We start from the raw sequence: 22,580 nt of genomic DNA on the forward strand, positions 1-22,580 counted from the left end.
AACGGCGACCGCCCCCGGAAGGGGACGGCCGCCGTCGTAGTTAACAGGGACGTGCCTATATAAGAGGGTCCGCTACGAAGCCGAAGCCGTGTTGTAGGTGGACTGGATCACGGTGCCCCAGTACGGGCCGTACATGGAGGTGGAGTTGCTGCCGTATCCGTAGCTGTTGACGGAGTTCTGGTAGCCGGTGGAGCTGGTGCCGATGAACCAGGGGCCGCCCGAGGATCCACCGGTCATGTTGCAGGGGATTCCCTGGCTGTTGAACTGCGGGTTGTAGGGATCGTTGGTGGCCTTGCCGGAGCAGCTCTTGAGCGATTCACCGTTGAAGGGCGAGCCGGCCGGGTATCCGAAGGCCTTGTAGCTCAGGCCGCGGGCAGCATTGAACTGGACGCCGGAGGACCCGACGACGTCGGCGAGGCGCTGACCGTTGAGGGTGTTCATGACGGCGAATGCGGTGTCGTACTGCATGTTTCCGTTGGAGGCCCACTGGGTGGGGGCGTACAGCGCCTTTGCCGTCCACTTCCCGTAAGGTGCGGCGCCGTTGAGGTAGGCGGGGACGAAGACGAAGTTGGTGGCGTAGGCGCCGGGGCCTTCGTTGAGGCAGTGTCCGGCGGTGGAGACGGTGCTCTTGTTGGCCGCGGTGACGGAGTTGCCTGAGCAGACGTAGTTGGATCCGCCCAGGGTGAAGAAGATCTTGCCGATGTGCTTGACCGGGGTTTCGCTCTGGTTGACTTTGCGATCGATGACCTTGGAATCAGCAGAGGCCTGCTGGCCTGCGATGCTGCTGACGGCGCCCGGGGCTTCAGTGACCGGGGCTTTGCCGAGGTTGAGGAGCTTGCCGCGTTCGAGGGCTTTCGCGGCAAGGATTTCGCCGGACTTGGCATTCTTCATGCGTTCCGGGGTCCAGTAGTCTGCAGCGCCGGCGTCGGACACTACATGGCTGCTGACCGCAGCGCTGCCGGAGTCTGTGGTGTTGACCGGTGCCGCGTTGGCGCTGGTGGTTCCAACCAGCGCCAGGATTGCGGCAGCGGACAGACTCAGCAGGCTTGTGGCCAGGGTCTTGGTTTTTGTCACGTTGTTCCTACCTATCGAGGGAGTGAGGCGGCCAGTGATGGCGACCGCCGACTGACGAGATTGAAGGTACCCAACGTATGACAAGTTTGTAAAGAGATGTTTCACATTTTGTGATATTTTGCTGTCACTTCTTGTTGAGCTACTGGAGGGGGCGCACGACGGCGGCGGGGCAGCGGCGGCGGTAGGCCGCCGTCGGACGTAAATCGCTTTCCCGGACGGTAATGCGGAGAGTGATCCCGGACACGAAGAGCCGTCAAAACGGTCTACTCGGGTAAGTTAGGAGATGTTGAAATCTGCAGACTTTCAGGGAGAACCCCGCCAATGGCCAAGATTATCTATACCCACACAGACGAAGCGCCGATGCTGGCAACGTACTCATTCCTGCCGATCGTGGAAGCGTACGCCTCCACCGCAGGGGTAGAGGTGGAGACCCGCGACATCTCGCTGGCCGGCCGCATCATCGCCGTCTTCGGTGATTTCCTGACAGAAGAACAGCGCACGGGCAACGCCCTTGCTGAACTTGGTGAACTGGCAAAGCAGCCGGAAGCCAACATCATCAAGCTGCCCAACATCAGCGCCTCCGTGCCGCAGCTCAAGGCTGCCATCGCCGAGCTCCAGGCCCAGGGCTTCGCCCTCCCGGACTACCCGGACAACCCTTCCTCGGACACCGAGACGGACATCCGCTCGCGTTACGACAAGATCAAGGGCTCCGCCGTGAACCCGGTCCTGCGTGAAGGCAACTCTGACCGCCGCGCACCCCTGTCGGTGAAGAACTACGCCCGCCAGAACCCCCACTCCATGGGCGCCTGGACCCCGGAGTCCAAGACCAACGTTGCCACCATGGGTGAGAACGACTTCCGCTCCAACGAGAAGTCCGTTGTCCTCACGGCTGACGATTCCCTGACCATTCAGCTGGTCCGTGAAGACGGCACCACCAAGGTCCTCAAGAAGGACTTCCCCGTCCTGGCCGGCGAAGTTGTGGACGCCACCGTGCTCCGCGCCGACGCCCTGGACGAGTTCCTCAAGGCACAGGTTGCCCGCGCCAAGGAAGAGGGCGTCCTCTTCTCCGCGCACCTGAAGGCCACCATGATGAAGGTCTCTGACCCCATCATCTTCGGCCACGTGGTCAAGGCTTACTTCTCCGAGCTGTTCGAGACCTACGGCAAGCAGCTCGCAGCCGCAGGCATCAGCCCGAACAACGGCCTCGCTGCGATCCTCAGCGGCTTGGAAGACCTGCCGGAGGACGTTCGCGAAGGCGTCAAGGCAGCCATCACCAAGGGCCTCGAAGACGGTCCCGCACTGGCCATGGTGGACTCGGACAAGGGCATCACCAGCCTGCACGTTCCCTCGGACATCATCGTTGACGCTTCCATGCCGGCCATGATCCGTTCCTCCGGCCACATGTGGGGCCCGGACGGCAAGGAAGCCGACACCCTGGCCGTCATTCCGGACAGCTCCTACGCCGGCATTTACCAGGTTGTCCTGGACGACTGCCGCGCCAACGGTGCGTTCGACCCCACCACCATGGGCACCGTTCCCAACGTTGGCCTCATGGCACAGGCAGCCGAAGAATACGGCAGCCACGACAAAACCTTCGAGATCCAGGCAGCCGGCACCGTCCAGCTCGTGGACAGCAAGGGCAACGTCCTCACCGAGCACCAGGTCTTCCCGGGTGACATCTGGCGCGCCTGCCAGACCAAGGACATCCCGGTCCGCGACTGGGTCAAGCTGGCCGTCGCCCGTGCCCGCGCATCCCAAACTCCGGCTGTGTTCTGGCTGGACGAGACCCGCGCCCACGACGCCAACCTGATCGCCAAGGTCAACGAGTACCTCAAGGACCACGACACCGAGGGCCTGGAGATCAAAATCTTTTCCCCGGTTGAGGCCACGGCCTTCACGCTGGAGCGCATCCGCAAGGGCGAAGACACCATCTCCGTCACCGGTAACGTCCTCCGCGACTACCTCACGGACCTGTTCCCGATCCTCGAGCTCGGCACCAGCGCCAAGATGCTCTCCATCGTTCCGCTGATCAACGGTGGCGGCCTGTTCGAGACCGGCGCCGGTGGCTCCGCTCCCAAGCACGTCCAGCAGCTGGTCAAGGAAAACCACCTCCGCTGGGACAGCCTGGGCGAATTCCTTGCCCTTGCCGTCAGCTTCGAGCACCTTGCCACCACCACCGGCAACGCCCGCGCACAGGTCCTGGCCGACACGCTGGACCGCGCCACGGGAACTTTCCTGCTGGAGAACAAGTCCCCGAAGCGCAGCGTGGGAGACCTGGACAACCGTGGAAGCCACTTCTACCTGGCCACGTACTGGGCACAGGAACTGGCAAAGCAGACCGAAGACGCCGAGTTGGCCAAGGACTTCGCGGCAATCGCGGACGCCCTGACCTCCAACGAAGAGGCAATCGTCGGCGAGCTGGCCGCAGTCCAGGGTACCGGCGTCGACCTCGGCGGCTACTACCGTCCGGACGCCGCCAAGGCCGCAGAGATCATGCGCCCGTCAGCTACGTTCAACAAGGTCCTCGCGACCCTGAAGTAGTCCCTCGAGCTCGGGTGCCTTTCACGGGCGCCCGAGCTCCGAGTTTTTGTACAGCTAATGCCCCCAAGACGCGGTCTTGGGGGCATTATCTGTACAAAAACTCCTAGCGGTCCGCGCGGAACCGCTCAGGTGCCAAGCCGCCGTCGACGATGTCCTTCAGCACCCGGCCTATAGCGGGCGTGAACTTGAAACCGTGACCCGAGAAGCCGGCACCCACAACCAGCGGACCGAAACGGTCCAACACAAAGTCCTCGTTGGGCGTGGTGGTGTAAGTGCAGCTGATGGGAACCGCTGTGGACGGGTCGACGCCGGGAAGCCACTCTTCGGCGTACCGCACCAACGCTTCCATCTGGTGGGGGATGGGCTCGAACGTGCGCTCGTCCGGATCCATGACCGGGCCGACGCCGTGCCAGCCGGCCTTGACGCCTTCGCCGGGAGTGAGCATGCCGTAGACGGGGCTATACCAGTACTCGTAGGCTTCGTTGTTCGGATCCGGGTCCGGGCTGTGGTTGAAGCTCGGCCACACCAGCGTGTTGTCCCTGGGAGTGAAGTGGGCCGGTTGCTCCTGCGTCACCACCAAGGCGGGCAGTTTCACGTGCTTGCTGACCAGCTTGTTGGTCCATGCACCTGCCGTGACCACCACGCGGCTGGCGGTGTATTCGGTCTCCTCGGTCACTACCACCACGGATTCGCCGCCGTCGATCCGGATGTCATGGACCGGCGTCGAGTATTTAAAGACGGCACCGTGTGCTTCCGCTGATTTCCGTAGCGCCACCAGGGCGTCGGCCGAACGGATCCGGCCGGAGCCTGGAACAAAGAGGACGTCGGTGGCGAAGTTCATGCCCAGCCACCGGTTGGCAGCTTCGTCGGGGGAGATGAAGTAGCTCTCGATGCCCCGTGCCTCGTGGGCTTCCCGGACCTCCTGAAGGCGGGGGACGTTTCCGTGGTTCACGAGGCCCACCATGTCCAGAAGCGGTGCGCCGTGCTCTGCCGCCAGCTCGTCCCACAGGATCTTGGACTCGGCGAGGAGGTCCAGGTAGTCAGCCTCGGCGTAGGCGGTGTTGAAGTTGCGGGTGGCGCCGTGCGAAGCGCCGATGTGGTGGCCGGCCTCGAACTGCTCCAACAAGACCACTGAGCGACCCGCCCGGGCCAGTTGCCAAGCGGCCGCCGATCCCATGGCTCCTCCGCCAACAACTACAACGTCAACCTGCATGCCTGCTCCATCCACAATGGCCCTCTTGAAAAACGTGCCCCCCGAAAGAGGGGCACCTCCCATTCTGCCCCCACTCACCCAACTAGGTCGCAGCAGAGCGCGTTTTGAGCCGTCAAAACGCGCTCAGCTGCGACCCAGTTGGGTTGGTGGCGGGTACGGGTTGGCGGTGGGGACGAAGGCATGACAGATTGGAATCCGTGAAATTCCTTCACCCGTCTCCCAAGTCTTCCTCCCGCGGCGTCACCATCCTGCGGGTGGTGTTCGGTGCGCTCCTCATGGTCCATGGCTTCCAGAAGTTCCTGGCCGGGCACGCCGCCTTTGCCGCGTCCGTGGCTGCCATGGGTGTGCAGAAGCCCGAGGTTGTGGCGTGGCTGGTGATCGCCGGTGAACTGGGCCTGGGGCTGCTCCTGGTTCTCGGTGCCCTGACCCGCGTGGCTGGTTTTCTGGCGGCGATTATGTTCGCGGGGATCTGGTTCGTGACCGAGGCGGGCAAACCCCTGCTCACAGACAAGTCCGGTGTCACGGCCGAGCTCCTGATCGTATACGTCGCTATTTCCACAGCGTTCGTTTTCCTCGGGCCGGGTGCGCTGTCGCTTGACCGTAAGCTGGCACGGCAACCAGCTCGCCAAGGCCGTTAACGCACCTGGGTTAAATCACGACGGCGGCACTGGCCTTTCGTTGCGAGGCCTCCTCTGCGGGGTATCCCTGGGTTTTACGGCGCATAGTGGGCCTCGCAACGCAGCCGCGAGTGCTCAATTCACCCGTAGGTCAGTTCACCGCGCGTCGTTGGGGTACCGGATTCCAAGCTGTGACCGCACGCCGTCAAAGAGACGCATGACGTTGATGGAGTCCTCCAGCGGCATCACCGGGCTTTCTGTCAGGCCTTGGTGGATGCACCGGGTCACTTCACGGAGTTCGTACGTGTAGCCAATACCTACAACGTCAAACTGTTCGCGCCGCGGCTCGTCCCAACCAATCCGGATCAGCAGCTCGCGCGGGTTGTTCACGGAACCCACAGCCTGCAGGAAACCGAGGCCGCCGGCTACCGTGGCTGTCCGGGGTCCGTGCGCCATCAGCGAGGACGTCAGCTGCGCCTGCGCACCCGTGTCATAGCCGAGGGTCAGGGCGTTCTGGCTGTCCACGCCGTCGTCGTTGAGCGTGCCGATTGCGGTGACCGACTGCGGGAAGCCCAGTGTACCCAGCGCCCACAGCAGCGGGTAGACGGTGATGTCCAGGAGCGCTCCGCCGCCGTCGTTCAGAGCCCAAATCCGTGCGGCGGGATCGTAGGGTGCAGGGAAACCGAGATCGGCGCTGACCCACTGGATTTGCCCGAGTTCGCCGGAGGCAGCTATGGAAAAAGCACGCTGCATGCTCGGCAGGAAACGGCTCCAGACGGCTTCCATGAAGAACACGTTCTGCTCCCGGGCGAGCTTAACCAGCTCGGTGGCTTCGCGGGCGTTGATGGTGAGGGCTTTCTCGCACAATACGTGCTTCCCTGCCCGCAAAGCGGCCGAGGCAATCTGAAAATGTTGGGCATGCGGCGTCGCTACGTAGACCACGTCCACGGCGGGATCCTCGAACAGACGCTGGTAGCCGGGTACGTCGCCGTCGTCCCCGTAACCTTTGGTGAAGCCAAGCGCGCGGGCGAACGTATCTGCGGCCGCCTGGGTGCGGGAGCTCACTGCATACAATTCCGCATCTTCAAGCAGTGCCAAGTCTTGAGACACACTGTTGGCAATGTTGCCGGTGGACACCACTCCCCACCGCAGCGGCCGACCGGTTGCGGCCCGGGGATCCTGGTTGGTCTGGGTGAAGAGCCACGGCACGGCGATAGGAAGTGTCATGCCGTTCATCCTCTCATTTCGGGCAGGTCTTAGCGGTTACAGGGACGTGGTGCGCACCCTTTCGCGCCGTTCGCTGCCGTAACCTCTGGTGCGCCTGGCGTAAAAGGGTGCGCCCTGGGGAACGTGGGGTGCGCCGGGCGGGAACGGGTGCGCAGAAGAGGGCAGGCCGGGGTCCGACACAGCCCGGCCGTCCCCATCGAGGCCGCCCTGATGGGGTTCGGCGCAGCAGTCCTTGTGGGCGCACTCGCCGGAGCCATTCCTGCGCTCGTGGCGGTGCGCGTCAAGGTCATCGACGCGATCCGGTTCTGACCTCCTCGGTAAGCCTGCCCTGCTGAAGCCGGAAGCAACGCTCGGTTTTCCGGGCCAGGCTGCGGTCGTGCGTGACTACCAGGATGGTGGTGTTGTGATCGCGGCTCAGGGAGCTCAACAGTTCAATGATGTGCTCACCGGTTTGCTCATCCAGGTTTCCGGTGGGCTCATCGGCGAGGATCAGCTTGGGCTCGTTGGCCAAAGCCCGGGCAATCGCCACACGCTGCTGCTCCCCGCCGGACAATCGGTTGGTGCGGCGTGAGTGCTTCTCCGGGTCCAACTGCACCTGCACCAACAGCTCTTTGGCCCGCTGCAGCCTGGCCGCTTTGCGGACACCGGCGAACTCCATGGGCAGCATCACGTTGTCCACTGCGCTGAGGTTGGGGATCAGGTTGAACTGCTGGAAAACAAATCCGATGTCCCGGCGGCGATACTCGGTCAGCTTGCCGTCCGGCAGACCGGCCAGGCTGACGCCATCCACGACGACGTCCCCTGAGGTGGGTTTGTCCAGCGCACCCAGGAGGGACAACAGTGTGCTTTTGCCGCTGCCGCTCTTGCCCACAATGGATGCCAGCGAGCCCTTTTCAAGCTCAAAATTCACGCCGTTGACGGGTTTGATGGTCCGGTCACCGGACTTGAACTGACGGACCAGGTCCTTGACTACAATCACGGCTATTCTCCTCGGAGTACTTCGATGGGACGGATGCGGGCGGTCAGCAACGCCGGGACCAACGCGCCGATGATGGCTACTGCGAACACGGCTGCGATACCTGCTGCGAGGACCCCGGGGGAGACGCTCGCTGTCACGGAGGTCAGCAACTGGGAAGCTCCACCGAACGGCCCGCCCTGGCCACCGCCCATCCCGCCACTGGGCATCCCGCCGGGGACTGCGCCGTTGGGCATGGCGCCTGCGAGCCCGCCGCCACGCTGGGTGGTGGGCGCCGCCGTCGTGGTGCTGTTCGAACTGATGAGGGCCGAAGCTATACCGCCGCTGGCCAGTGAAGCAATCACGGCACCCACAACGCTGCCGAGGGCAACCAGGACCAACGACTCAAGGACGAACTGCAACCCGATGGTACGGTCCCGGGCACCGATGGCTTTCAGGACGCCGATTTCGCGGCGGCGCTCGCGGACCAGCATGACCATGATGAGCAGGATGATGATCCCGGCAGTGGCCAGTGCCGCGATGAACGCGATCAGCGAGATGTTTTTGACGCTGTCCAGTGAGCTGACGGCGGTTTCGAGGTTGCGCTGACCTTGGGTGACGTCTGCTTTGTCCGTGCCGAGGGCGTCCTGGACGGCAGTTTTGGTGCTGTCCACGTTTTCCATGCTGTTGACCGTGACGATCATGGTTGAGAGTTCATCCGGGGTCTCGGCCAGTGTTTGGGCTTCCGGGAGGGTCACGTAGACGGCGTTGTTGCCGAAAGTGGTTCCGGCGTCGAAAATGCCCGCCACGGTGAACGTCTTGTCCTGGATGGTGAATGTGGAGCCCACCATCAGGCTGTTCTTCTCAGCTAGGGACGTGCCTACCAAGGCCTTCGCCTCCGACGCCGTGTAGTCTCCCAGGCCGGTGCCACTGGTGATGTCCAGGGCCTTGCCGGTGGTGTCCACCTCGGCGCCGATGCCCGTCGCCGTGATCGGGAGCGTGCGTGCAGGCTGGGTGGTGGTTCCGGTTGAACCGCTGGCGTTGTTGCGGTTGCCGAGCGTACCGGCGTCGACGGCGGCCGTCAGGTTGGTACTGACCGTCGCCTGCTGCCCGCCGGGACCGAAGCCACCGCCCGGTCCCTGCTGCGTGGTGCCGGCCGTTGAATCCGTGGTCCCGGTGGTCCCCGCCGTTGCCGTCTGGAGGCGCAAGGCCTTAGTGCCAATTACAGAGGTCACATTGGCGACCGAAGCCGCAGTCTCAGCCTCCGCCGTCGTAAGTGGTTCACCGCCGCCTTCAAAGCCTTGGCCACCAGCTGGATTCACCGTCAGGGTGGTGCCCACGGAGGCATTGAGCTCCTGAACCTTGGCACCCACGGCCTGGTTGGCCACGAGCATGGCCAACGCCAGGCCGATGGCTACGGCCAGGACGGCAACAACCGCCGCCGTTCTGATCTTGTTGCGGAAGGCATTGCCTACGCTTCGGGCAAGGACGCTCACATTTCTCCTCTTGACCTGCACACTTGGTGGGCCCACTGGACGTGGGCTGCAGATCCAAGACTCGTAAGTGCTGCTGTGCGGCAAGCCTGCCGAAGCTATGCGTGGGCTGTGAAAGGTGGAGGGCAAGCGAAAGCCCCGGCCCGCCAATGGCGGACCGGGGCTTGAGGTGTTACTTGATAATCAGTTACTTGGTGAGCGGGCCAAGTACCGGATCGTCAACGTAAGCCGTCTTGACGTTCTCCAGAGTCACGATCTGCGGCGGGAGAAGGTAAGCCGGGACGGTCTTGACGCCGTTGTTGTAGGATTCCTTGTCGTTGATCTCCAGTTCCTTGCCGGCCTGGAGGTCCTTCACCATGGTGATGGCGTGCTCAACGAGCTTGCGGGTGTCCTTGTTGATGGTGGAGTACTGCTCGCCGGCGATGATCGACTTCACAGACTCAACTTCGGAGTCCTGGCCGGTCACGATGGGGAGCGGCTTGCCGGCGGCCTTGACGGACGTCAGCACTGCGCGGGCCAAAGTGTCGTTCGGGGAGAGAACGCCGTCCAAGGACGCGCTGCCGTAGCTGCCGGTGAGCAGCGTGTCAGCACGACGCTGGGCGTTCTCAGCCTTCCAGCCCTGGGTCACAGCCTGCTCGAACGTGGTCTGGCCGGACAGGACCTTGAGGGTTCCGTCGTCGATCTTCGGCTTCAGGACGCTCATGGCGCCGTCAAAGAAGACCTTCGCGTTGGCGTCATCGGGAGAGCCGGCGAAGAGCTCAATGTTGTACGGACCGGACGCCTTCTTGGCCTTCATGCCGTTCAACAGGGCCTCGCCCTGAAGGACACCAACCTTGAAGTTGTCATACGCCACGTAGTAGTCCACGTTCTCGGTGTTGAGAAGCAGGCGGTCGTAAGCGATCACTGTAGCGCCGGAGTCCTTGGCCTGCTGAAGCTGCGTACCCAGCTGGGCGCCGTCGATGGCTCCCACAATGATGACCTTTGCACCCTTGGTGACCATGGCGCTGATCTGGTTCTGCTGCTCGGATACGCCGCCGTTGGCGAACTGGACGTCGGCCTTGAAGCCGGCGCCGGTGAGGCCATCATTGAACAGCTTCTCCGCGAGGACCCAGTTTTCACTGGTCTTCTGCGGAAGTGCGACGCCGATCAGCGAGTCCTTGGGGAACGCTTCCCCGCCTGCCGTGCTGGTGCTTGAGCCGCTGTCAGTGCGGCCGCAGGCTGTCAGCGCCAGTGCCGCGATGGCAGCGACTGCTGCTGCCTTTCCTGCTTTACCAAACATTCGCATATCTTGGTTCACTTTCTGTGTGGGTGGGGTGGAGCGAGTCGTGGGGAAGCGGTTTACGCTTCCTTGGAGATGACCTCTTTGGTGGACGTGGTTTCGTCCGGCTTGATCTCGTTGTTGTTTCGCTGGAATCCCTTGATCAGCATGCCCGTGATGGACCGCTTGCCCTGGGACTTGTTGTAGACATCGAAGGCGACTGCGGCCAGGAGCACCAGGCCCTTGATGATCTGGGTGAGGTCGGCGCCAACACCCAGGAGCTGGAGGCCGTTGTTGAGGACAGCCATGACCAGGCCACCTACAATCGAGCCGATCACGGTGCCAACACCACCGGTAACGGCGGCGCCACCGATGAAGACGGCTGCAATGGCATCCAGTTCCCAACCGACGCCGTCGAACGGGCCGGAAGCAGTGGAGCGGGCAACGAAGATCATGCCTGCCAGGCCAGCCAGGATGGACATGTTCATCATCACCATGAAGTTGACCTTCTTGGACTGAACGCCGGACAGCTCGGCTGCGTGGCGGTTACCACCCACGGCGTAGACGTGACGGCCAAGGACGGTCTTGTCAGCGATGAATCCGTAGATGAGCACAAGAACGGCCAGGATCAGGCCGGGGATGGGGAAGGACGTTCCGGGGCGGCCGGTGGCGAACAGGTACGTTGCGTAGAGGATGGCACCGCAGATCAGGACCAGCTTGGTGACCTCCACCCAGAGCTCGGGAACGTCGGCGCCAAGGGCCTTTGCTGCTGCACGGGCACGCAGGGACATGATCACAACGAAGGCTGCCGCCACAATGCCAATGAGCAGTGTGAGGTTGTTGAATCCGGTGTTCGGGCCGATCTCGGGCAGGTAACCCGAACCAATGAACTGGAATTCCTTAGACACCGGGATGGTGTTGGATTTGCCCACGAACTGGTTGAAGCCACGGAACAGGAGCATGCCGGCCAAGGTCACGATGAAGGCCGGGATGCCCACATACGCTGTCCAAAGTCCCTGCCAGGCGCCGATCACCGCGCCCAGAAGCAGGCCGAAGAGCACCCCTGCCCACCAAGGCAGGCCCCAGTCACGCATGGCGAGGGCAACCGATACGCCCACGAATGCGGCCACGGAACCCACCGAGAGGTCGATGTGGCCGGCGATGATGACCAGCACCATGCCAATAGCCAGGATCAGGATGTAGGAGTTGCCGTTGAACAGGTTGATCACGTTGCCCGGGGTCAACGTGCGGCCCCCGGTGAAGATCTGGAAGAAGACGATAAGTGCCACCAGGGCGAAGATCATGCCGAACTGGCGGGTATTGCCACCAAATAGCTTCTTGAGCGCGTTCATTGTTTTGGTCCTTGTGTCAGGAAGGGGTAAGGCTGGGCCAACGGTCAGGCTGTCTTGCGGGCGGAAGTCATGAGCTTCATGAGGCTTTCCTGGGTTGCTTCGTTCTTTTCCAGGACACCGGTGATGGCGCCTTCAAAAATGGTGTAGATCCGATCGGACAGGCCCAGGAGCTCAGGAAGCTCCGAGGAAATGACAATCACTCCCTTGCCCTGGTTGGCAAGCCTCTGGATGATGCCGTAGATCTCGTACTTGGCACCAACATCGATACCGCGGGTGGGCTCATCCAGGATCAGGAGGTCCGGATCAGTGAACATCCACTTGGCCAGCACCACCTTCTGCTGATTACCGCCGGAGAGCTTGGCAACGCCTTCCTCAACCGAGGGAGTCTTTGTCCGCAGGGATTTCCGGTATTCCTCTGCAACGGAGAATTCCTTGCGGGTGTCCACCACGGAGTAGTTGCTGATCTTGTCCAGCGCTGCCGACACTGTGGTGGTCTTGATGTCATCCAGCAGGTTCAGGCCCAAGGACTTGCGGTCCTCAGTGACGTAACCGAGTCCGGCGTCGATCGCTGAACGGACGCTGCGGAGGTTGACTGCCTTGCCGTCCTTGTACACCTGCCCCTTGATGAAGCGTCCGTAGGAGTGGCCGAACAGGGAACGGGCAAGTTCCGTGCGTCCGGCGCCCATGAGACCTGCGAAGCCAACGATTTCGCCGCGGCGGACGTAGAAGTTGGAGCCTTTGCAGATCAGGCGGTCCTGAATCTGGGGGTGACCCACGGTCCAGTCCTTGACCTCGAAGAAGACTTCACCGATTTTCGGCTCGTGATCCGGGAAGCGGGACTCGAGCGTCCGGCCCACCATCCCCTTGATGATGCGGTCCTCGTCCACACCATCCCGCTTGACGTTCAGGGTTTCGATCGACTTGCCGTCGCGGATGATGGTGATCTCGTCCGCGATCTGTTCAATCTCGTTGAGCTTGTGGGAAATGATGATCGAGGTGATGCCCTTGCCCTTCAGGCCAAGGATCAGGTCCAGCAGGTGCTGGGAGTCGGATTCGTTCAGTGCCGCCGTGGGCTCGTCCAGGATCAGGAGCTTCACGGATTTGTTCAGTGCCTTGGCGATCTCCACCAGCTGCTGCTTGCCGACGCCGATTTCCTTGATGGGGGTATCGGGATCCTCACGGAGGCCAACGCGGGCCAGGAGTTCGAGGGAGCGCTTGCGGGCTTCCGCCCAGTCAATGACGCCCCATTTGGTGGGTTCGTTGCCCAGGAAGATGTTCTCCATGATGGACAATTCCGGGATCAACGCCAGTTCCTGGTGGATGATCACGATGCCCGCGGCTTCGCTTGCGCGGATGTCCTTGAACTGCTGCGTCTGGGCCTGGTACACGATGTCGCCTGTGTAGCTGCCGTAGGGGTAGACGCCGGACAGGACCTTCATGAGCGTGGATTTGCCGGCGCCGTTCTCACCGCAGATGGCGTGGATTTCGCCGGCCATCACGCGCAGGCTCACATTCGACAAGGCCTTCACGCCTGGGAATTCCTTCGTGATCGAGCGCATCTCCAAGAGGATGGGATCACCTTGCGTGTCGAGGGATGTCATCAGCCCTTACGCCTCCAATGCATGACTTCGTTGTCGGCCCCGCAATGGCGAGGCTGTCTGATGAAAAAGTAAACTGGATCACCCGTCTTGTCGTCAAGACTTGAACGCATGATCCAGCTAACGATTTCGTTACCTACCGGTAATGCCGGCGTGTTGGAACACCAAAGCAGCTGCTCCCAGCGCTTCTGCACGTGCCCCGAGGGAGGACATGGCCAGGTGCGTCGTCTCGCCCACCACGGGCACCGCGTGGCGCACCAGGCCCCTCCGGATGGGGTCCAGGAGGAGGTCGCCCAGGCCCGCCAACGGGCCGCCCACCACAATGACTTCCGGGTTGATCAGATTGGAGACGTTGCCCAAGGCGCGGCCCACCGCCAGTCCGGCGTCGTCCACTACGCGCTGGGTTGCGGAGTCGCCGGCGAGGCAATTACGGACAATGTCCTGCGGCGTCAGCAGTGCCTCCTGGCCGCGCCCCAATAACTCGATCATGGTGGTGGTGGACGCTATCGTTTCCAGGCAACCCCTGTTGCCGCAGCGGCACACCAGGCCGTGTTCGTGAATGGTGGCGTGGCCGATTTCCCCGGTGATTCCCACGTTGCCGTAATAGGGGAATCCATTGAGAATCAGGCCCGCGCCGATGCCCGAGCCGATCTTGAGGAACATGAGGTTTGAGACACCGCTGTGGGGGCCCCACGTCACTTCCGACAGGGCGCCCAGGTTCGCGTCGTTGTCAACAAACACGGGGCAGTTCAGTGCTTCCTCCAGCCGATGGAGGATGTCGATGCCCACCCATTCTGGGAGGATTGCTCCCTGGGCCACCGTGCCGGATCGCCGATCGATGGGGCCCGGGATGCCTGCGCCCGCGCCCACTACCGCGGTACGGTCGATCCCGTTTTCCTGCAGCAGTTTTTCCAGCAGCAGGACTGCAGCAGCAATGCCCTCTTCTGCCTGGTGACCAAGGGGTAATTCGATGTAATCTTCGGCAATGACGTGATAGCCCAGCGAGGCCAGGACTACCCGCAGGTGGCGGCGTCCGAAGTCGATTCCGACGGCGACGGCACCGTTGCTGTTCAACCGCACATTGGTTGCCCGGCGGCCGGAGCTTGTGGTGGGCTCCGTTGATACCAGACCGGCGTCCTGCATGATTTTGACGATGTTGGAAACCGTTGCCGTGGATAGCCCGGTCTGCCGCGAGAGCTCTGCTTGCGTGGAGGGCCCGCTCAGCAGGCATTCGATGATGCGTTGCTGATTGAGGTGGCGCAGTGCGGACTGCGAGCCGGGTTTTCTTGGATGGCTCTTCGTTGAGCGCTGCGTTGCGGACATGACAAGAAGATTGCCCCACAAGCGAGCTTGTAGTCAAGAAGTGAACACAAGGAGTCAATCATTGCCGACATACTCCAACGCAAGAACACTTGACATGTACCCGTTGTGAGGCCCGCTATGCAGGGTAATACCACGCTTTTGGGCGCAGAGCGGGCCTCACAACGGGAGGTTGGGGGCAATGTGTCCCGATTTTGCTACCGGCGGGTCCAAACGCCCGGCCCTTGATACCCGGGCGCGGCCTACGCTTGAAGAAGAAACCCCGGGCCTGTGTGAGGTAGCCGGGAACAGGCGAAACCAAGGTGGTAATGATGCTGCTCTCAGTCCTGCAGGCGAACGCTTCCGTCATGGACGTTGAGGCGAACCTGCGCACAATCGACGACGCCGCGCAGCGCGCCGCCCACGCGGGGGCCGGGTTGCTCTTGACTCCAGAGTTGTTCCCCGTGGGATATGCCCCTCTGCGTCTGCACGCCGAGTTGGACCCTGCCACGCTTCCGGGCATACGTGAACGTTTGGCCGGCATCGCCCGCAGGCACAACATTGGCTTGGTCTACAGCCTTCCGGCCCCGGCTCAGGATGCACCAGGTCACGACGACGGCGCACAGCCCCCTCGCGCTGAAGGCGCTTGGAACATCACGGCTACTTTGCTGGACGCCACAGGCAACGAAGTCCTCAACTACGCAAAGGTTCACCTCTTTGGCCCGGAGGAGCACAAGGCGTTCGTGGCCGCCCAAGAACCTCCCGCCGTCGTGGATTTCAACGGGATCCGCACCTCCATGCTGATCTGCTACGACGTCGAGTTCCCTGAGGCAGTCCGCGCGGCGGCCACCCGCGGCGCCGAACTCCTCCTGGTGCCAACAGCCCTTTCTGCCGGATTCGACAACGTTCCGCAAGTGCTCATCCGCGCCCGTGCGCTGGAAAGCCAGCTGAACGTGGCCTACGCCAACCACTCCGGCCATGAGGACGTGTACAACTTCCTGGGCGGCAGTGTGGTGGCAGGTCCGGACGGTTCCTTGCTGGCGGCGGCGGGGGAGTCGGCCGCCCTGCTGTTCGCCGAGGTGGGTACAGATTCAGTCAAGGCAGCTCGCGATGAGGTCCCGTACCTGCGCGAACGCCGGCCGGAACTGTATAAGGAGTGGGAGCACTAGTTGGTGCTGCCGGCATCAACAGGAAGCGCCGCCACCAACTCGTCCACATACTGCAGGGCGAACCAGAGCTCGGCCCGCACTTGCGCCTGATTGAGGTCCATGTCCAGAAGTTCCCCCAGCACGCCGATCTGCCGCCGCACACTGTTCCTGTGCAATCCCAGCAGCTTGGCAGAACCGTCCCAACTGCCGTTTTCACTGAGCCAACCCCGCAGCACCGTCAACAGTGGGTCCCGCCGATCCGCTTCCAATGCGAGTATGGGCGCCAATAGTCGTTCGGCCAGGAGGGTCCCGGCTTCGCGCCCCAAAAGTCCGGCGACGGACCAAGTCACCTCGTCAACACGTGCGCTCTTGCCGGTTGTCACCACACGGCTGCGCAGGGAGTCCGCACGTTTGTAGGCTGCCTGGAGCCCGAGAAGTTCGGTCGCTTCGCCAATCACCAGCCGCCAGCCGAGTTTCTCCACATCGGATACCAGCGAATCGTCCACCTTGAAGCGCGTGATCGCAGCGAAGCCGTAGTCGGTGATCTCCACCAGTTTGGTGTCGAAAAGCCTGCGCCATTGCAGCAGCTCACGAACAGGCCCGTCGTCCGCGGCGCCGTCCACCCTGATGCCCAGGACCACCCTCAGTTGCCCGGACCTGGTGGAGGATATGCTCTGAGCCAGTAAGTCCTTGAGACCGTTGACGTGCTTGGTTGAGCCGGAGGCCAGCGAGTCAGGATGCAGCAGGACCGCGGTAGCCAGTTGACTTGGGGCCAGCGAGCCACTGGTCCTTTGCCGAAACAGCAGCTCCAACAGCCCAACGGCCGACTGCACCACGTTGTTCTGGGCGGGCGTCAGCGGCCCATCCGAGCCGAGAATCAGTGCGCCCAGGTTGGCGTCCTTGGTGCTGCGCAGCGGATGCCCGAACACCAGTGCCGAACCTGGCTGCTCAAAACCGTCCATCTCCACCCGCGGACCGCTGCCGGACAGCAACCGCTCCAACATGGGGGAGAGCAATGAATGTTCGACGCCGTTGCTGCCGCCGGCATTATGCCCGCGCGCCCGGACCCGCCCGTCAGCGCCCACCAGAACAGCCCACACGGGCACCCTCTGCACCAAGGCGGCCAGCAGTTCGTGTTCCGGCCTGGGGGAGAGGACCGCCCGCATGAGTTGCCGGTTGGTCTCTGCCAGCTGCCGGAAAACCCTGGCGTTGTCGGTCTCCAAGAGTTGTGAGAATTCGAGGCCGATAGCCGCGAACGGCACGGACTCCGGTACTTCGAACAGGGTGAGGTTGTGCTTCCGGCAGGCGTCGAGCAAGACGTCCGGGACGGCGTCGAAATACGGCCTGACACCGAACCCCAGCGCCGCAACCTTGGCTTCCACCAGCCGCTGGACATAGGCATCCACCTTGGCCGCCGAGCCGCCCTCCCCAAGGAAAGGCAACCCGGCGGTAAGGAGGAACTCACCCTCCGGCAGGTACGGTGTGGGGTCTTCGAGCTCACTCGGTTCCACCCACCGCAACAGCGAGGCGCCGCTGCCGCCGTCGTGAAGCATTGTCAACTCCGGCGGCAGCTGCTCCAGAAACTGTTCGAGCGTGACGAAACTGAGGCGGGCGGTGGCGGGCTCAGGCGACATCGCCCTGCCCGGCGGTGGCCGGCTCCTGGTAGTCGGGGCACTGGTAAGCGGTAGTTGCGTAAGCGCGGGGGAGCCGGGGCGCGATCCTGTTGATGATCTCGTCGCCGTGGCTGCCGATCGCGGCACCCCAATCGTCGGCGCTCGCCGCCCCGTCTGCCGGATCGCCAAACAACACCGCGGTGTCACCCACGCCGATTCCCAAAGCGTCCGGGCCAAGATCCACCATGAACTGGTCCATGCACACTTTGCCGATGACCGGCACCCGTCGGCCCGCAATGTTCACCACCGAACGGCCGCTGATGCCCTTGGGGATGCCGTCCGCGTAACCGAGCGGAATGAGCCCGAGGTACCGCGGTTCGTAGGTGATCGCTTGGTGCTCGTAGCTAACGCCGGTTCCGGCGGGGACCTTCTTGACCATCACCAGGGGCGCCGTCACGCTCAGTGCCGGACGCAAGCCGAAATCGGCCGGGTTCAGGTGGTCGGCCGGAGCGAGTCCGTAGATGGCCAGCCCGGCGCGGACCATGTCGAAATGGAATTCGGGGCGGTCCAGGATGTTCGCGGAGCTGGAGACGTGCCGGAGTTCGGGGCTAAGGCCGGCTTCGTGTGCCTGGCGGACGGCGTCCTCAAACTCGGCTACCGCCGTGGCATTTCCCGGGTGCGCAGGAACATCGGCCCAGGCCAAGTGCGTCCACAGGCCGCGTACGGAAAGGTTGCCGTCGAGCTCAGCCTGCCGGGCCTGCGCCACGAGTTCAGGCCAATCCTCCTTGCGTGCACCGCCGCGGCTCAGGCCGCTGTCCAGTTCCAGATGAACGACGGCGGGGCGGCCCAGGCGTTGGGCGATACCTGCGAGCGCCTCCAGTTGGCTGACGCTTCCGAGGGAGACATCGATGTCGTTTTCCAGTGCTTCAAGGATGGTGGCGCTTGTCTGGGATGCCAGATACAGCCAGGAGAGTATAGGCACTGTGATGCCTGCCTGCCTCAGCGTTATGGCCTCGCTGAGCTGGGCTGTCCCGAGCCAGTCCGCGCCTGCGTCTATTGCTGTTCGTGCTACTTCAACTAGTCCGTGGCCGTAGGCGTTGCCCTTGACCACGGCCATGAAATACGGCGCTTTGCTGCGCTTTTTCAGGGCTCTGACATTCTCTGAAATGGCGGTCAGGTCAACGTTGACCTGTCCGGACAAAGCCGCCGGAGCCGCCTCTTGATAGTGTGCATTACGTCTCATGGTTGAACACTATAGGTCATTTTGCACCACGGTGAGAGGTGGCTCACATGCCAGTCTTGTGGAGGGGAAATCGAAACTACTTTGAAGGGACGTCAAGGGTGACTGTGCCTGTGAACACTAAAAACCTGGCAGCGGCAAGCACTGCCAGGCCGAGCCTGGGTGCGCAGCTCCTGCGCCGCAAGCCGATCGGACAGATGGTCAGCGAGGCTGGAAGCGGCGAGGGCGGAACACCGCTGGTCCGCAGCTTCGGAGTTCTCCAGCTGACCATGATCAGCGTTGGTGCCACGCTGGGCACCGGCATTCTGGTGATCCTTGGCGAGTCCGTGCCGCTGGCAGGACCTGCCATCTGGATTTCCTTCGTGATCGCCGGTGTGGCTGCGCTGCTCTCCGCCGTGTCTTATGCCGAAATGGCCGGGCTGGTTCCGGTGGCAGGCTCGTCCTACTCCTACTCCTACGCCACCATGGGCGAAGGCATGGCCTGGATCTGCGGTTGGTGCCTTGTGCTGGAATACGCCGTTTCTGTGGCGGCCGTTGCTGTTGGCGCCGGGCAATACGTGAACGAGACCCTTGCCGCGTTCGGCCAGGTCCTGCCCGATGCCATGAGCCAGCCGCCAGGAGACGGGGGCTTGGTGAACGTACCGGCCATGGTGATCGTAGTCCTGGCCATGGTTCTGCTGGTCCGGGGCGCCCGCGAGAGCGCATGGATCAACACCGCCGTTGTCATCATCAAGGTGGGCATCCTGATCTTCTTCTGCGCCGTCGCCTTCACCGCTTTCAACGCAGGCAACTTCGAGCCGCTGCTGCCCATGGGTGCTGCCGGTGTTTCCGCCGCAGCGTCCAGCGTCTTCTTCTCCTACATCGGGTTTGACGCCGCCTCCACAGCTGGTGAGGAAGCCCGGAACCCTAAGCGTGACCTGCCCCGGGCCATCATGCTTTCCATGGTGATCGTCACCAGCATCTACGTCCTGGTTGCTGTAGCAGCCATCGGCGCCCGCCCCTGGAACTGGTTCGACGGTACCGAAGCTGCCTTGGTACAGATCCTTCACGAGATCACCGGCCAGCCCTGGATCGCCTTGGTCTTCTCTGTCGGCGCTGTGCTGGCGATCGCAAGCATCGTACTTACGGTGCTTTACGGCCAAACGCGCATCATGCTCTCCATGTCCCGCGACGGAATGGTGCCCAAAATCTTTGGCCGCGTTTCCCGCCGAACCGGCACCCCGGTGGCCGGCACGCTGATCATAGGTACCGCCGTCGCCCTCACCGCAGGCCTGGTGCCGCTTGGTGCGCTGGCGGACGCCACCAGCATCGGCACGCTCTTTGCCTTCGCCCTGGTCAATGTGGCCGTCATCTACCTGCGCCGCAACCGCCCCGATCTTGAGCGGAGCTTCCGGGTTCCGCTGTACCCGATCACACCGATCCTGGGCACGCTGATGTGTGCGTATCTGATGCTCAACCTCGGCGCCGACACGTGGATCACCTTCGGGGTCTGGATGCTCGTGGGCATCGCCATCTACTTCGGCTATGGACGCCGAAACTCCAAGGTAGCCGCGCTCAGCGAGCAGGACTACCGTGATCTAACCACCAGGGCCGTGAGCCCGGAACCTGTGAAAGCAGACAACTCATGACCATTGCCACAGAACTCCCTCTCGCCGAGGTCACTTCGGGTGAGGCCGCCGCTGCCCCCATCACCATGTTGAACCCGGACTTCCCGTTCAGCTACGACCATTACCTGGCACACCCCGACGGGTTGGGCTCAGTCCCCGAAGAGCTGTACGGAACGGAAGTGGCCATCATCGGCGCCGGACTGTCCGGCCTAGTGACCGCGTACGAACTCATGAAGCTTGGCCTCAAGCCGGTCATCTACGAGGCCGACCAGATCGGTGGACGTCTGCGGACTGCCAGCTTCCCGTCTGCTCCCGGTGTTGTGGCCGACCTTGGCGGCATGCGCTTCCCGGTGTCCGGCAAGGCTTTCTACCACTACGTGGACCTGCTGGGCCTGGATACCAACGAGTTCCCTAATCCCATGGCGCCGGCAACTTCTTCCACCGTGATTGAACTCGCGGGCAAGAAGCACTACGCCACCACGGCTGATGAGCTGCCGGAGTTCTTCCTCGAAGTGGCCGACGCCTGGAAGGCAGCCGTGAACGATGGCGCGGCCTTCGCCGAAATGCAGGAAGCCATCAAGGCCCGCGACACCAAGCGGATCAAGGAACTGTGGAACGCACTCCTTCCAGAGTTGGATGAGCAGACCTTCTATGGCTTCATTGCCGCCAGCAAGTCCTTCAAGGAAGCCGGCTTTGCGCACCGCGAGGCGTTCGGGCAAGTGGGCTTCGGCACCGGTGGTTGGGACACCGACTTCCCCAACTCCATCCTCGAAATCCTCCGCGTCGTGTACACCGACGCCGACGACCAGCACCGCTCCATCGCGGGAGGGGCGCAAAGGCTCCCCGAGGCACTCTGGAACCACGCGCCGTCGGGCCTTAGATACTGGCCGGAAGGCACCTCGCTGGCATCCCTGCACTCCGGTTCGCCGCGCGGAGCCGTGGACAACATCCGCCGGGCGGATAACGGAGACCTCCTGGTTCGCGAAAATTGGGGGCGCGAGGCCACGTACCAGGCCGTAGTGACCACCTGCCAGTCCTGGCTGCTGTCCACACGCATCCACACCGAGGAAGCGCTGTTCCCTGCAGAACTGTGGACGGCGATCGAGCGCTCGCACTACATGCAGTCTTCCAAGACATTCGTCATGGTGGACCGGCCGTTCTGGAAGGACATCGACCCGGAAACGGGCCGCGAAGTCCTGTCCATGACGCTCACCGACCGCCTCAACCGGGCGACGTATTTGCTCGACGACGGCCCGGACAAGCCCGCCGTGATGCTCCTGTCCTACACATGGAATGATGACGCCCTGAAGTGGTTGGCCCTGAGCGCCGAGGAACGCGTGAAGCTCATGCTGCACTCGCTGGAGCAGATCTACCCGGGCGTGGACATTGCCAGCCACATTGTGGGGCAGCCGATCACCGTGTCTTGGGAAGCCGACCCCAACTTCATGGGCGCCTTCAAGGCAAACCTGCCCGGCCACTACCGGTACCAGCAGAGGCTCTTCACCCACTTCAAGCAGGACCAGCTGCCGGAGCACCAGCGCGGCATCTTCCTCGCTGGCGACGACGTGTCCTTTACCGCGGGCTGGGCAGAGGGCGCCGTGACCACTGGCCTTAACGCCGTGTGGGGAGTGGTGAACCACCTCGGTGGCACGTCCGCTGCCGGCAACCCCGGACCGGGAGACCTGCTGGACGAGCTCGGCCCCATCTCCCTGGACTAGTCTCTTACGTTGCGGGGCCCGCTCTGCACACTAAACCCCCGGGTTAGTGCGCAGAGCGGGCCCCGCATTTCGACTTTAGGCGTGCATGTCCCGGTGCGCAGCAGCGAGCTCCTTGTAGTGCGCGGCGTTGTGCTTCACGCCCTCGAACTCTTCATCAGTCAGCTCCCGGCGGACCTTCGCGGGCACGCCTGCCACTAGGGATCGCGGGGGAATGACTGTGCCTTCCAGAACCACCGCCCCGGCAGCAATGAGCGAGCCTGATCCGATCACCGCGCCGTTGAGGATGGTTGCACTCATGCCGATCAGGCAGTCGTCCTCCACAGTGCACCCATGGACCACCGCGCTGTGCCCTACAGAAACGCGCTCGCCGACTGTGCAGGGAAAACCGGGGTCGGCATGCAGGACTACGTTGTCCTGCAGGTTGGACCCCGCGCCCACACTGATCGCAGATGTATCTGCGCGGACGGAGACGCCATAGAAGGCGCTGGAGTCCTGGGCCAACGTGGCCTTGCCGATGATGGATGCGGTGGGCGCCACGAAGGCGGATTCATGGATGGCCGGAGTGTCCCCGGCGAAAGTGTATGAGGGAGCCATAAAGCCAGCCTAAGTCACCCCCGCACCCAACTG

18 protein-coding genes are annotated in these 22,580 nt (G+C 62.9%); 6 read left to right on the plus strand and 12 right to left on the minus strand.

Annotated features, from left to right (window positions below; translation table 11 throughout):
- Nucleotides 1–72 precede the first annotated feature (72 nt).
- Complete coding sequence (locus MOD31_RS18005; RefSeq protein ID WP_250821272.1) at nucleotides 73–1,179, minus strand: hypothetical protein; 1,107 nt, start codon at nucleotides 1,177–1,179, stop codon at nucleotides 73–75.
- Between the two features lie 216 nt (nucleotides 1,180–1,395).
- Here MOD31_RS18005 and MOD31_RS18010 point away from each other — a divergent pair, with 216 nt between their 5' ends.
- The gene (locus MOD31_RS18010) at nucleotides 1,396–3,615 is read left to right on the plus strand and encodes an NADP-dependent isocitrate dehydrogenase (protein WP_250821273.1); all 2,220 of its coding nucleotides are present in this window, start codon (nucleotides 1,396–1,398) and stop codon (nucleotides 3,613–3,615) included.
- 103 nt (nucleotides 3,616–3,718) lie between these two features.
- Here MOD31_RS18010 and MOD31_RS18015 read toward each other — a convergent pair whose 3' ends face one another.
- A complete protein-coding gene (locus MOD31_RS18015; protein WP_142939954.1) occupies nucleotides 3,719–4,828 on the minus strand; it encodes an FAD-dependent oxidoreductase in 1,110 nt (369 codons plus the stop codon).
- Nucleotides 4,829–5,025: 197 nt separating this feature from the next.
- On the opposite strand from MOD31_RS18015, the gene MOD31_RS18020 reads away from it, so the two are divergent.
- Nucleotides 5,026–5,466: a DoxX family protein gene (locus MOD31_RS18020; RefSeq protein WP_166841477.1), complete on the plus strand. Its 441-nt coding sequence runs from the start codon at nucleotides 5,026–5,028 to the stop codon at nucleotides 5,464–5,466.
- A gap of 135 nt (nucleotides 5,467–5,601) precedes the next feature.
- Here the strand turns inward: MOD31_RS18020 and MOD31_RS18025 are convergent, their stop codons facing one another.
- Nucleotides 5,602–6,672 carry a Gfo/Idh/MocA family protein gene (locus MOD31_RS18025; RefSeq protein WP_166841476.1) on the minus strand — a complete coding sequence of 357 codons (1,071 nt, stop codon included), beginning with the start codon at nucleotides 6,670–6,672 and terminating at the stop codon, nucleotides 5,602–5,604.
- A gap of 147 nt (nucleotides 6,673–6,819) precedes the next feature.
- Between MOD31_RS18025 and MOD31_RS18030 the strand changes: the two genes are divergently transcribed.
- The gene (locus tag MOD31_RS18030; protein ID WP_250821308.1) at nucleotides 6,820–6,981 is read left to right on the plus strand and encodes a hypothetical protein; all 162 of its coding nucleotides are present in this window, start codon (nucleotides 6,820–6,822) and stop codon (nucleotides 6,979–6,981) included.
- Here MOD31_RS18030 and MOD31_RS18035 read toward each other — a convergent pair.
- The 6 genes from MOD31_RS18035 to MOD31_RS18060 form a co-directional block, all read right to left on the minus strand.
- Entirely contained in the window at nucleotides 6,959–7,651 is a 693-nt protein-coding gene (locus MOD31_RS18035) for an ABC transporter ATP-binding protein (protein ID WP_250821274.1), read from the minus strand. The genes MOD31_RS18030 and MOD31_RS18035 overlap by 23 nt on opposite strands.
- Nucleotides 7,652–7,653: 2 nt before the next feature.
- Nucleotides 7,654–9,123, minus strand: coding sequence for an FtsX-like permease family protein (locus tag MOD31_RS18040; protein WP_250821275.1), 1,470 nt, complete (start codon nucleotides 9,121–9,123; stop codon nucleotides 7,654–7,656).
- A 184-nt stretch (nucleotides 9,124–9,307) separates the two neighbouring features.
- Nucleotides 9,308–10,405, minus strand: coding sequence for a sugar-binding protein (locus MOD31_RS18045; RefSeq protein WP_142939949.1), 1,098 nt, complete (start codon nucleotides 10,403–10,405; stop codon nucleotides 9,308–9,310).
- Nucleotides 10,406–10,458: 53 nt separating this feature from the next.
- Nucleotides 10,459–11,730 (minus strand): multiple monosaccharide ABC transporter permease, encoded by a 1,272-nt coding sequence (gene mmsB, locus MOD31_RS18050; RefSeq protein ID WP_024820035.1) that lies wholly within the window; start codon nucleotides 11,728–11,730, stop codon nucleotides 10,459–10,461.
- Between the two features lie 44 nt (nucleotides 11,731–11,774).
- Nucleotides 11,775–13,331 carry a multiple monosaccharide ABC transporter ATP-binding protein gene (gene mmsA / locus MOD31_RS18055; RefSeq protein WP_142939948.1) on the minus strand — a complete coding sequence of 519 codons (1,557 nt, stop codon included), beginning with the start codon at nucleotides 13,329–13,331 and terminating at the stop codon, nucleotides 11,775–11,777.
- Nucleotides 13,332–13,460: 129 nt separating this feature from the next.
- A complete protein-coding gene (locus tag MOD31_RS18060; protein WP_142939947.1) occupies nucleotides 13,461–14,651 on the minus strand; it encodes an ROK family transcriptional regulator in 1,191 nt (396 codons plus the stop codon).
- A gap of 305 nt (nucleotides 14,652–14,956) precedes the next feature.
- On the opposite strand from MOD31_RS18060, the gene MOD31_RS18065 reads away from it, so the two are divergent.
- Nucleotides 14,957–15,796: a carbon-nitrogen hydrolase family protein gene (locus tag MOD31_RS18065; RefSeq protein WP_223942052.1), complete on the plus strand. Its 840-nt coding sequence runs from the start codon at nucleotides 14,957–14,959 to the stop codon at nucleotides 15,794–15,796.
- Here MOD31_RS18065 and MOD31_RS18070 read toward each other — a convergent pair.
- Nucleotides 15,793–17,409 carry a PucR family transcriptional regulator gene (locus MOD31_RS18070; protein ID WP_250821276.1) on the minus strand — a complete coding sequence of 539 codons (1,617 nt, stop codon included), beginning with the start codon at nucleotides 17,407–17,409 and terminating at the stop codon, nucleotides 15,793–15,795. The genes MOD31_RS18065 and MOD31_RS18070 overlap by 4 nt on opposite strands.
- A complete protein-coding gene (gene alr / locus MOD31_RS18075) occupies nucleotides 17,399–18,631 on the minus strand; it encodes an alanine racemase (protein ID WP_250821277.1) in 1,233 nt (410 codons plus the stop codon). Before alr ends, MOD31_RS18070 begins: the two co-directional genes overlap by 11 nt.
- A gap of 194 nt (nucleotides 18,632–18,825) precedes the next feature.
- Between alr and MOD31_RS18080 the strand changes: the two genes are divergently transcribed.
- Both MOD31_RS18080 and MOD31_RS18085 read left to right on the plus strand, forming a co-directional pair.
- The gene (locus MOD31_RS18080) at nucleotides 18,826–20,256 is read left to right on the plus strand and encodes an amino acid permease (protein ID WP_250821307.1); all 1,431 of its coding nucleotides are present in this window, start codon (nucleotides 18,826–18,828) and stop codon (nucleotides 20,254–20,256) included.
- On the plus strand, nucleotides 20,253–21,953 hold the full coding sequence (locus MOD31_RS18085) for an NAD(P)/FAD-dependent oxidoreductase (RefSeq protein WP_250821278.1): 1,701 nt from the start codon (nucleotides 20,253–20,255) through the stop codon (nucleotides 21,951–21,953). Before MOD31_RS18080 ends, MOD31_RS18085 begins: the two co-directional genes overlap by 4 nt.
- Before the next feature lie 75 nt (nucleotides 21,954–22,028).
- Here the strand turns inward: MOD31_RS18085 and MOD31_RS18090 are convergent, their stop codons facing one another.
- A complete protein-coding gene (locus MOD31_RS18090) occupies nucleotides 22,029–22,547 on the minus strand; it encodes a gamma carbonic anhydrase family protein (RefSeq protein ID WP_250821279.1) in 519 nt (172 codons plus the stop codon).
- Nucleotides 22,548–22,580: the final 33 nt, after the last annotated feature.

The sequence above is a fragment of the Paenarthrobacter sp. TYUT067 genome, from assembly GCF_023656375.1.
Taxonomy (GTDB): Bacteria; Actinomycetota; Actinomycetes; order Actinomycetales; family Micrococcaceae; genus Arthrobacter.

What these genes read in the sequence shown, in the direction of transcription:
- MOD31_RS18010 (WP_250821273.1), top strand. Translation starts at nt 1,396, where the DNA reads ATGGCCAAGATTATCTATACCCACACAGACGAAGCGCCGATGCTGGCA.
- MOD31_RS18015 (WP_142939954.1), bottom strand. Translation starts at nt 4,828, where the DNA reads ATGCAGGTTGACGTTGTAGTTGTTGGCGGAGGAGCCATGGGATCGGCG.
- MOD31_RS18025 (WP_166841476.1), bottom strand. Translation starts at nt 6,672, where the DNA reads ATGACACTTCCTATCGCCGTGCCGTGGCTCTTCACCCAGACCAACCAG.
- MOD31_RS18045 (WP_142939949.1), bottom strand. Translation starts at nt 10,405, where the DNA reads ATGCGAATGTTTGGTAAAGCAGGAAAGGCAGCAGCAGTCGCTGCCATC.
- mmsB (WP_024820035.1), bottom strand. Translation starts at nt 11,730, where the DNA reads ATGAACGCGCTCAAGAAGCTATTTGGTGGCAATACCCGCCAGTTCGGC.
- mmsA (WP_142939948.1), bottom strand. Translation starts at nt 13,331, where the DNA reads ATGACATCCCTCGACACGCAAGGTGATCCCATCCTCTTGGAGATGCGC.
- MOD31_RS18060 (WP_142939947.1), bottom strand. Translation starts at nt 14,651, where the DNA reads ATGTCCGCAACGCAGCGCTCAACGAAGAGCCATCCAAGAAAACCCGGC.
- MOD31_RS18065 (WP_223942052.1), top strand. Translation starts at nt 14,957, where the DNA reads ATGATGCTGCTCTCAGTCCTGCAGGCGAACGCTTCCGTCATGGACGTT.
- MOD31_RS18070 (WP_250821276.1), bottom strand. Translation starts at nt 17,409, where the DNA reads ATGTCGCCTGAGCCCGCCACCGCCCGCCTCAGTTTCGTCACGCTCGAA.
- alr (WP_250821277.1), bottom strand. Translation starts at nt 18,631, where the DNA reads ATGAGACGTAATGCACACTATCAAGAGGCGGCTCCGGCGGCTTTGTCC.
- MOD31_RS18080 (WP_250821307.1), top strand. Translation starts at nt 18,826, where the DNA reads ATGGTCAGCGAGGCTGGAAGCGGCGAGGGCGGAACACCGCTGGTCCGC.
- MOD31_RS18085 (WP_250821278.1), top strand. Translation starts at nt 20,253, where the DNA reads ATGACCATTGCCACAGAACTCCCTCTCGCCGAGGTCACTTCGGGTGAG.
- MOD31_RS18090 (WP_250821279.1), bottom strand. Translation starts at nt 22,547, where the DNA reads ATGGCTCCCTCATACACTTTCGCCGGGGACACTCCGGCCATCCATGAA.